Genomic DNA, 5,110 nt, shown 5'->3' with positions numbered 1-5,110 from the left:
GGCCAAGGGCCTCCTCATACAACGACACGCGCTATGAGAGCGAAATCACAACTGCCCGTTTAAAATTGAAGAGCCGTTTTACCCGCTTGCGGAGGGGCCGACGACACCGCCCAGTGGGTCCGCCAGGACTGAAAGGCGTCGAGTGTGCATCCTGGGAGGAGAAGTCACCCGGTCGGTGATGCCCTTACGCCCGCACCCACGAGAAATCCCTACCGGCCGCGCACGGCCAATACCGCTTTGACGAGCAGGTCTGACATGACGTGTTGCGGGTTAAGCGCGGCGTCGGTGTTGCCGGTGACCATGACGGTGGTGTGATCGTTGAGGGCGGCGGTGAACAGGTACTCGGGGTCTTCTTGGCCCGCGCCGGTCGTTTTGATCGCGGTGGTGGTGACGCCGTCGATGGTGGGGGCTGGGACGCGTTCGGCGGTTCCGCTGACCTCTGGGGAGCCGGAGAGCGTGACCGTATCGCAGCCGGCCGGGGGTGGGACGGGTGCAATCGGTTTGGGCAAGCGTAGGGCGTCGACTTCGATGATTCCCCGATCGGCGTGTCCGCTGACCGCGGCGACCTGGGTGCCGATGGACAGTGTGGTGTTGGGTGGGATGATCGCTGGGCCGCAGTGGGGGGGATCGACCGTGGTTCCGGCGAACGGGTCGATGTCGGAGCTGCCGAGGTCGTGGCGGTTGAGGGTTCTCGCTGGGTGCACCTCGACGGTGAAGCCGGGTGGAAAGTCGTTTTTGACGTTGTCGACACGGGAGATGTCGGCTCCGGCGGGCGCGCTGCTCGATGACGGCGCCGCCGAGGGTGAGCCGGGCGGCGTATGTTGCGTGGTATGGCTGCACGCGGTGAGCGCGGCGGTGACGCTGGCTGCTGCCAGCAACGCAGCGATATGCCGTGCAGCGGGTGGTGGGGTGATCATCGCATGAGTTTAGCCGCGCGACCAGTGGCCGGACGGTTCTGAAGGAGACCCCCGGGCGCGGGACGGGCGCCGGGCGCTGCAGACACGGCGTCGACCCCGCCACCCGGTGCCGATGCGGCCGCACATTATTTGGCGGCGCCGGACCTGGCGGGCGAATCGGCCCCAACGTCGGCTGCGACGCATGGCCCGGATCGACAAGCCGCCGTATCCTGGCGTGATTCGTGGGAAGAGAGAATGCGAGATGGACGCGCGGAAACTGGCCGCGGGCTTCACCCAGGTCGCGGCGGTGGCGGCGCTGGTCATCGTGCCCACCGCGATCGGTGACACCCCGGCTTACGCCGCCCCCGGTATCAGCGGGTTCAGCGCCCCGGCCGACGACCCACCACCCCCGCCACCACCGCCCCCGCCGGGCGAAGCACCGCCGCCGGGCCCGATTCCTCGGTGCCCGGGTGCGTTGAGTGGCGTACCACGGGCCCAGTGGCCGCATCCGTGCCGCCGGCGCATCGTCGTGCCCGTAGTCCCAGCCCTTTTGTGAGTGCTGTCGAATCGAGTGGCGATGCCGCAGCGCCCAGTGACGACGACCACCGGCCGGTACGCTGGCATCTGCTGACCCGGATCTCTTTCCGTTTCTGTGTGGTCTATTTCGGGCTGTTTTGCCTGCTGTTCGTGCAGATCGCGTTTGTGTTCACCGGGGTGTTCGGCTGGTGGCTGCCCCCGGGGGCGGTCTGGTGGCAGATGAACGCGCTGGGACCGGTCACCGAATGGGTCGGCCGGCACGTGTTCGGCATCGATGCGGCCCTGCACGAGGATTCCCGGAGCGGCGACCAGGCGGCCAACTGGGTGCTGATGTTCACTGTGCTGGTCGTCGCGCTCACCACGACCGTGTTCTGGAGCGTGCTAGATCGGCGGCGCACCGGATACCGCCGCCCCCACGCCTGGTTTTTGGTGTTCCTGCGGGTGTGTCTGGGCGGGCAGATGCTCTACTACGGGGCGTTCAAAGTCATTCCCGTGCAGATGCCGGCCCCGCCGCTGACCGTGTTGCTGCGCCCCTACGGTCAGCTCAGCCCGAACTCGGTGCTGTTCTTGCAGGTCGGCAGCTCCTACCCCTACGAAATCGCTCTGGGTGCGGTCGAGGTCGCCGCCGGAGCGCTGCTGTTTTGGCCCCGAACCGCGACCCTGGGCGCCCTTTTGGCCATGGCCGGCATGGCGCAAGTGTTTTTGATGAACATGACCTTCGGTGTGTCGGTGAAGATCTTGTCGTTTCAGCTGCTGCTGGTCGCGGTGGTGCTGTTGGCCCCGCAAGCCAGGCGGCTGGCCGATGTGTTTATCCTCGACCGGCCGTCGCCGCCGGCCACCCAACCCGCGCTGTTTACCAGCCGGCGCACCAACAAAGTCGCGGCCGCGATTCAAATCACCCTGGGCGCCTGGGTCCTCATCGGCTGCCTGCTGATCAGTGGGCTGTATTGGCACCAGTATGGCGACGGCGCACCCAAACCCGAGCCCTACGGCATCTGGTCGGTGACCCAATTCAGCCTCGACGGCGCATCGCTGCCGCCGCTGACCACCCAACCAGACCGCTGGCAACGACTCATCATCGACGACCCCGACACGATCACCTACCAGCGGATGAACGGCGAACTCGTCCCCGTGTCCGCGGTGATCGACGCGCAGGAGATCACGCTTTTCACTGCGCGGGGGCCGGCGACGCTCACCATCGACCGAACCGCCCCCGACCGGCTGCGCCTTTCCGGGCAACTCGACGGTCGGCTCGTGACCATAGCGTTGCAGCGCGTCGACCCGAACAGCTTCATCCTGCGCAGCCGCGGCTTTCAGTGGGTGCAGGAGTACCCCGACTTGTACCCCGGCTTCAAGTGAGTCTCACTTCTAGATCTGAGAGAGCCCGTCGGGACGCTCACTCCCCTCCGCTAAACCTAAATTCCAGGTCGCGGAGTCTCATTTCTTGTCTCACGCCGGCGTGTCTCAAATCTGTTGTGCCGCAGGCTGTGAGACGGTGTGCCGGTGACCGCGATCCTCGGCTACGCACGGGTCAGCACCATCGGCCAAGACCTTAACGCACAATTGACCGCGCTCAGCGCCGCCGGCGTGGGCAGCGATCGGGTGTTTACCGACAAACTCTCCGGCTCAGCCAAAACCGACCGCCCAGGGTTGGCCGCCATGCTCGACTACGCCCGTGTCGGCGACACTGTGGTGGTCACCGCGATCGACCGGCTTGGTCGCTCCGTCGCCGAAGTCACCCGCACCATCGCCGAACTTGGCGAGCGCCGAATCACGTTGCGTGCCTTGCGGGAAGGCATTGACACCGCCACGTCGACTGGGCGGGCCGTGGCCGCGATCATGGCGACCCTCGCCGAGCTCGAACTCGAGCTCGGCCGCGAGCGTCGGGCGGCCTCGCGGAAATCGCGCCGTGCTCGCCAGTTGCCAGCCACCAAACCGCCGAAGCTTTGTCCCGACCGTCAGGAGCAACTGCGTCGACTCGTCGCCACCGGCGAGCCCGTGCGAGAACTCGCCGCAGCCTTTGGAATTGGGCGCGCCACCGCGTACCGCTACATCGCCTCGAAATCACTGCAGAAAAACGACCCAACTGGGGCAACTCATCTCCTTACACTTTCTCGGAAGCTCTAGCGCTGGTCGAGGCCACGGTGGATGGCACGACCCTGGTCACCAATTTGGTGGGGCGCAACCTGGGTCGACATCATCCTGCTCGGCGCGGGCGGTGGTGGCGGCGGCTACAACGACCAGCCCGTGCCGGGCGGCAACGGCGGCAACACCACAGCGACGCCCACGGGCGGATCCACCTACACCGCCGCCGGCGGGTACGGCGGAATCGGCGGCAGCACCGTGGCCTCCACCGCAGGAAGTTCCACCAACCCTCTGGCCTTGATCTACGACGGCTACGACGCCTACACAGGCGGAATTGGCGGCAGCGCCGGCTATAGCGGACCTGGTGGCGGGTCGATAGGACCCGGTGGTGGCGGTGCCTCTATCACATGTGCCGGCGGAAGTGGCGGAAAGGCCGGCGCTTGGGCGACATTTACCATCCCCATCACGTCCGGAATGACCGAAATCACCGGCACGATCGGTGCAGTCGGGCAAGGTGGTGCCGCCATCAACACCGCCACCGGCGGTAATGGCGGCCCGGGCATGGCGGTCTTCCGCTTCTACAGCCAGAAACCGTCGAACTAGGCCCCAGTGCGCTTATGAAGACCGCTGTCGCTGTGATGCTGCTCGCGCTCGCGAGCGTGACTGCGCCCGCTATTGCTCATGCTGATTGCGGAGACCCCGGCCAGCCCGCCTGCACCGGCCCCGTACCGACCGTCGATCAGGTGGTCGCGGACATGGCCGAACTGACGGACCCGAACATCCCCGCGATCAACAAGGGCAACGTCGTCTCCCCCGGATTTAACCCCGAGGAAGCCGCCACCGTCGACGATCACCTGAACCGGACGAACGCGGCAGGGTTGCTGGCCTACAACTTCGTCGTGACGGACATCGTGCCCGCACCCGACAACTTCGCCGGCGTCACCGTTACGGTCACAGGAAGCTTCAATCAAGCCAGCGCCCCTCAACACATCGTGCTAATCGATCGGAGCGGGCACTGGCTGATCACCCACGACGCGGCATGGACCATGCTGGACCATTTCTGGTATAACGCCACCCGTCCCGATCGCAAACGATTTGTGCCTGGCAATAGCTTCTGAGTCGGTGTCGCTCAACATCGACGCAAACGTTCGTGGGTCCGTCAGATTAAGCCCTCGACCCGGCGAATGGGGGGTGTATCCCGATGAGTCGGGATACACCCCCCATTGCTGTGATTCGTTATCCGGTCATGCGGGCCGGTTTTGCCGGGTCTCGGCTGATATTTGGCGCATTCCGGTTCGACTCCAACCCGTCCCTACCCTGGGCGTCGCTTGCCGGCCGCTGGGTGTGTTCTACAGGCGGTTCAGTCTTAACGACGCCCGTGCGCAGTGGATTCATTCGCAGAAAAGCCGAGACGCCGCGGCGTCCGGCCTTCTACCGACGGAGCTGTAGCGCTATCACCGCTGGTCACCACGCGATCGGGCACCGGCCTACCCCGGACCACATGGGGGTAGTTTCCCGACTTGTCAGCAATCTGGTGCTGTTGTGCCCTTATCATCACCGGCTGCACCATCGTGGCGTCATCACCATCACCG

General features: G+C 65.6%; 6 protein-coding genes and 1 pseudogene. 6 read left to right on the top strand and 1 reads right to left on the bottom strand.

What is annotated here, in order from left to right:
- Positions 1–209 precede the first annotated feature (209 nt).
- Positions 210–917, bottom strand: coding sequence for a DUF5642 family protein (locus ABDV69_RS20070; protein WP_343577503.1), 708 nt, complete (start codon positions 915–917; stop codon positions 210–212).
- A 241-nt stretch (positions 918–1,158) separates the two neighbouring features.
- Between ABDV69_RS20070 and ABDV69_RS20065 the strand changes: the two genes are divergently transcribed.
- The 6 genes and pseudogenes from ABDV69_RS20065 to ABDV69_RS20040 all read left to right on the top strand — a co-directional run.
- A complete protein-coding gene (locus tag ABDV69_RS20065) occupies positions 1,159–1,452 on the top strand; it encodes a hypothetical protein (protein WP_343577502.1) in 294 nt (97 codons plus the stop codon).
- The gene (locus ABDV69_RS20060) at positions 1,449–2,792 is read left to right on the top strand and encodes a DoxX family protein (protein ID WP_343577500.1); all 1,344 of its coding nucleotides are present in this window, start codon (positions 1,449–1,451) and stop codon (positions 2,790–2,792) included. The genes ABDV69_RS20065 and ABDV69_RS20060 overlap by 4 nt, the downstream gene beginning before the upstream one ends.
- Before the next feature lie 144 nt (positions 2,793–2,936).
- Entirely contained in the window at positions 2,937–3,560 is a 624-nt protein-coding gene (locus tag ABDV69_RS20055) for a recombinase family protein (protein ID WP_343577498.1), read from the top strand.
- 21 nt (positions 3,561–3,581) lie between these two features.
- The gene (locus ABDV69_RS20050; RefSeq protein WP_343577496.1) at positions 3,582–4,121 is read left to right on the top strand and encodes a hypothetical protein; all 540 of its coding nucleotides are present in this window, start codon (positions 3,582–3,584) and stop codon (positions 4,119–4,121) included.
- Positions 4,122–4,135: 14 nt separating this feature from the next.
- On the top strand, positions 4,136–4,636 hold the full coding sequence (locus tag ABDV69_RS20045) for a hypothetical protein (RefSeq protein WP_343577495.1): 501 nt from the start codon (positions 4,136–4,138) through the stop codon (positions 4,634–4,636).
- A gap of 395 nt (positions 4,637–5,031) precedes the next feature.
- A pseudogene (locus tag ABDV69_RS20040) lies at positions 5,032–5,110 on the top strand (HNH endonuclease); the annotation flags it as partial.

The organism is Mycobacterium sp. (genome assembly GCF_039583785.1).
GTDB lineage: Bacteria > Actinomycetota > Actinomycetes > Mycobacteriales > Mycobacteriaceae > Mycobacterium.
Note: the sequence above shows the minus strand (reverse complement) of the source record. Positions and strands in the feature narration are given on the sequence as shown.